The sequence below is a fragment of the Staphylococcus sp. EG-SA-2 genome (genome assembly GCF_017152085.1).
The window spans coordinates 1-4885 of the sequence record NZ_JACYHC010000451.1; the positions used below are offsets into that span (position 1 = coordinate 1).

Annotated in this window: 5 protein-coding genes and 1 riboswitch; all 5 genes read right to left on the minus strand. The window is 35.2% G+C overall.

The window, feature by feature from the left end:
- Positions 1-748 precede the first annotated feature (748 nt).
- The 5 genes from yidC to tenA all read right to left on the minus strand — a co-directional run bounded on the left by yidC (position 749) and on the right by tenA (position 4637).
- Entirely contained in the window at positions 749-1621 is an 873-nt protein-coding gene (gene yidC, locus IDG60_RS05910) for a membrane protein insertase YidC (RefSeq protein ID WP_000725802.1), read from the minus strand.
- An 85-nt stretch (positions 1622-1706) separates the two neighbouring features.
- Entirely contained in the window at positions 1707-2348 is a 642-nt protein-coding gene (thiE, locus tag IDG60_RS05915; RefSeq protein ID WP_000483153.1) for a thiamine phosphate synthase, read from the minus strand.
- A 1-nt stretch (position 2349) separates the two neighbouring features.
- Positions 2350-3141, minus strand: coding sequence for a hydroxyethylthiazole kinase (thiM, locus tag IDG60_RS05920; protein ID WP_001108483.1), 792 nt, complete (start codon positions 3139-3141; stop codon positions 2350-2352).
- Positions 3125-3955, minus strand: a complete 831-nt coding sequence (thiD, locus tag IDG60_RS05925; protein WP_000594954.1) for a bifunctional hydroxymethylpyrimidine kinase/phosphomethylpyrimidine kinase — start codon at positions 3953-3955, stop codon at positions 3125-3127. Before thiD ends, thiM begins: the two co-directional genes overlap by 17 nt.
- Positions 3948-4637, minus strand: coding sequence for a thiaminase II (gene tenA, locus IDG60_RS05930; RefSeq protein WP_000396077.1), 690 nt, complete (start codon positions 4635-4637; stop codon positions 3948-3950). The genes thiD and tenA overlap by 8 nt, the downstream gene beginning before the upstream one ends.
- Positions 4638-4716: 79 nt before the next feature.
- Positions 4717-4819, minus strand: a riboswitch (TPP riboswitch).
- Between the last annotated feature and the right edge of the window lie 66 nt (positions 4820-4885).

Consider the following 4885-nt stretch of genomic DNA (forward strand, 5'->3'; position numbering starts at 1 on the left):
AAACAGTTTTTTACGGAATGGAATTATCACGACTAGACATTGAAGTTGTAGTATGATGATGCGATGTAATGGCGTGTTGTTGTGGAAGCTTGGTGTCATGCCATGTTACTTTGATGTGTTGTTGTGGGAGCTTGGTGTCATGTCATGTTACTTTGATGTGCTGGTACCACGATGCGTCTTGATGTAGTGCTATGATGTGGCGTTGCGCTGTTATGGTGTTATAGACCGGTTTGATGTTGATGCCATGTTACTTTGATGTGCTGGTGCTACGATGCGACTTGATGTAGTGCTATGATGTGGCGTTGCGGTGTTATGGTATTATAGCCCGGTTTGGTGTTGATGCCATGCCGTTACTATTCTATGATATGTTGTTGGGACGTTGCAATGTGTATTATGCCGTTGTGATGTTAGTATTTCACACTGTTACATGTATTAGTGAATTACTGTGGAAATTTGCGACATATACTGCTACACTGATGAATCATTGTGTCAAGATGACATTGCGATGAAGAATGACAACTCTGTTATTAACCACTTTTTACATACTGAAATCTCGTTAATATTATTTCAAATAAAAACAGCAGTAGGATGACTTTCACATTTGAAATCATCTTACTGCTGTTTCTATTTATCACATATTGTATAATGTGACACTAAGTTTCGCTATTGAAGCGAAAAATAATGTGCGCCCTATAAAGTTAAAATTATCTTCAACTTTTAGGGTGCACATTATTTGGACTTGCTAAGGTTATTTCTTTTTCTTTTTAGACACTACTTGTGTGTTTTTGCCTTTTTTATTGCTGCCGCCGTTGTGCTCTCTTTCATACGCTTCAATGAAAGGTTGTACTTCTTTTTTAGCGACTTTTTCATAATAAATGTTCGCAAAGTGTGTTTGAACTACAAGGAACGCCGCACTGACAGACCAGTACAAACCAAGTGCTGATGCTGAGCTTAATGAAATCCAGATAATCATAATTGGTGAAATGACCATCATCATGTAACCCATTTGCCGTTGTTCGTCTGGCATCGTTTTACTTGATACATATGCTTGGATAAAGTATAAAACACCGGCAATAATTGTAATCCAAATATCAGGACGTCCTAAATCGAACCATAAGAAGTGTGGATATTTAAACAAACCATCTACAAGTTGGTCTTTAAGTACAAAGTATAATCCCATGATGATTGGCAATTGGATTAGCATTGGTAAACAACCCAACATACTCTTAATCGGGTTCATGTCATACTTTTTATATACTTGCATTAATTCTTGGTTTGCAGCCATTTTTTCTTCTTGTGTACGCGCACGTTTCACTTTTTCTTGAATTTTTTCAACTTCTGGCTTTGCAACTTTCATTTTTTGACGCATCATATGACTATTTTTATAGTTTGACAACATGAATGGTAATAAAATAATACGAATTACCAATACAAGGATAATAATAGCTAAACCATAATTGTCGTTTAATAAGTTATTTCCCAACCAATCCAATACATTTTTCATTGGATCTACGAATGTATTGTAGAAAAACCCACTACGTTTTTCAGGTTTAGAATAGTCACAACCAGCCAAAAAGACCATAATACCTAAAAATAATGGTAGTAACGCTTTTTTCTTCATTTTTCCACCTCTATCATTATATTCACATAGGATTTATTCTATCACATTAATGAGTACGTATGAAACAATAAGTGGAAAAATTTAACTAATTATTAAAAAAATCTTTGAATCGATTAACAGTCTTTTCAATATTTTCACTTTTAGAAATGGCTGAAATGACTGAAATTCCATTGGCACCTGCTTCTACAATCGGCGCCACATTATTAGTATTGATACCGCCAATAGCTACAATCGGTAGTTGCGGATTCATTTCTTTAAACGTTGCAATCATTTCTGGACCTACTGGTATATGCGCGTCATGCTTCGACGGCGTAGGATAGATTGGTCCAACACCTATATAATCAACATGAGTTAAATCAGATTTTGCATACTCATCTAAATCACTAATACTAAGTCCAATAATTTTATCAGTGAAATATTGTGCTATCTCTTTGACTTTCGCATCATCTTGACCGACATGTATACCATCCGCGTTAATTTCTTTTGCCAAGGATACATCATCATTAACGATAAAAGGCACATCATATTGATGACAGAGATGCTGTAATTCTTTAGCTAATACAAGTTTATCGTTTCCTTTTAAAGCTGATTCACCCTTTTCTCGAAATTGGAAAAGTGTAATCCCTGCCTTTAATGCTGCTTCTAATACTTCATGAATAGTTCGATGACTCGGAACATCGGAGGTCCCACAAATAAAATACACATTTAGATACGATTGGTTAAACATATTATTCCACCTCTTGAATACGAATCCGTTGTTGATAGGTTGTTTCATTTAAATGATATAACGTATCAAGCAACAATGGTGAAAACGTACCAGGACCACCACAATTTTCATTTTCAGCAGCTACCTCAGCAGCAATATTAAATACGCTTACCGCTTCAATTAACGCTTCTATGTCTGGTTCTGTTTCTCTAAATAAAAATCCAGCAATAACGCCTCCTAATAAACAACCAGCTCCAGTTACTCGTGCTAATAATGGAGATCCATTAGCTAATACGATGGCTTTATTATCTTGAACAATAACGTCCTCTTTACCTGTGATTACTATTGCAGTTTTATATATTGCGTAAGCCTTTTTCGCTATTGCAACCGCATCAAGATTAGCATCACTATCTGTACCTTTCATAGTTGCTGTATCATCAATCAACGCTAATATTTCAGATGCATTGCCTTTAATTACTGATACTTTCGCTGATTTCAATAATAATTTACAAAATTGCTTTCGATATGTAGAAGCACCAACAGCTACAGGGTCAAATACAATAGGTAAGCCTGCCTCATTTGCCGTTTGAGCAATCGCAATAATATCTTGTTCATTTTGTGCTGTTAAAGTACCGATATTGATTAATAGCGCTTGTGCAACTTTGTAAAATTCTTCAGCTTCTTCGGGAGCTTCACTCATGGCAGGGCTCGCACCAATACTTAATAAACCATTCGCTGTAAAATTTTTAACTACATCGTTTGTATAACAAATTGTTAATGGGTTTTCAATACGTATTTTATTTAGATAATTCATCGTCTAATCCCTCTTTCTTTAAATATGCAAAATGATTCACTGGTCCTCTACCACGGCCGATTTCAGGTGTATATTGTATACTCATTGAAATAAACTTTTTAGCCTTGTGTACAGCCTCAAATAATGGTCTACCTTTTGCAAGTTCTGCCGTTATAACTGCTGAAAATGTACACCCTGTTCCATGCGTATGTTTTGTTTTAAATCGTTCATTTTCAAATGTTTGAACACCTTCGTTAGTAAATAAATAATCTTTTGCTATATCAGTATCATTTGAATGACCGCCTTTAATGATGATACCTTTACTACCAATCTCATTAATAAAGATGCGGCCAGCCTGCATAATTTTTTCTTCACTATCAATGGTTAGTCCCGTTATTTCTTCAGCTTCTGGTAAATTCGGTGTTACTACGTCAGCTAATGGCAATAACGTATGCTGCAAGTTTTGCTTTGTGTCATTATCCATTAATGAATCACCGCTTTTCGCCAACATAACAGGATCAATTACATATGGAATAGATTCATGTTGCATTAAATAATGACGAATCGTTTCCATAGTATCTGCTGTAGCAATCATCCCCGTTTTAATAGCATGAGGTAAGGTATCATTGAAGACACTATCAAGTTGTTCATCTACCCATTGATGATTTAAATTATGAATATGTTGTACGCCCAATGTATTTTGAGCAACAATACTTGTAACGACGCCCATACCATATACACCACATGAATGAAATGATTTTAAATCAGCCATTACGCCGGCACCACCTGTTGGATCAGTACCTGCAATGGTTAATGCTATTTTAGGTTTAATCATTTACTTTTCCTCCAAATTCCCATTGTTCTAGTGTCATAGCCATATTGAAAAATCGACGCTCATGTATGCAACTTTCTAAAAATACTTGCTTTACTTGTTCCAATTCCTTGTCAGACATTGATTCGGCTAATTTATTCATTAATGCCTCAAATACGTTAATTATGTCATCCATTTCAGTACTATAAAAATCAAACCATTTTGCCGTATCTTTTTCTCTATTAAGCTTATGATCACTTTGAGAGCGCTTAGCTAATTCTGCATAAATATATGGACAAGGTGCCATTGCAGCAATTGTATAAATAGCATTTTCACGACTATGCGCTTGGAAATACATATGTTTTATGTAATGGTCGCCACTTGGAGGCCAAACTTTTGTTTTAATGATTTCTTCGTATGATTCACCAACAATTTGCGCTAAAATATCATGCGCAAGTACTTCACCTTCAACCATAAATTCTATTTGCTCTACTAAAAATTTTACGTCATTCATGCTATTCATTTTTGGAATTAACAAAGCATATAAGTTTGTAAATTCTTTTAAATACGCAGCATCAGCTTTTAAGTAATGGCGTAATGCGTCAGCTCCTATATCTCCGGATAACATCTTCTGAATAAAGTCATCCTCATAAATATCATTAATGATTGGCTTTGCAGCTTGGTACAATTTTTGTGAAAATTCCATTGTAAAAAATCCTCCCTAAATAAAAAAACTACTTCCAACATGAAAGTAGTTTGATGGCAATGTTGCTATACTAGCCCCATCACTTCAATAACTACTTTCCTACGTTGGTACTAACCAAATCAGGTCATAAGGGTCTGAACAATTCATCTCAGCCATATCATTAGGCTCCCCTAGTAGTTCCTTAGTATTCAATTGCAAATTAATCTTAGCAAACGGTTTCAACATTTTCAATTATTGTTGCTCAGTTG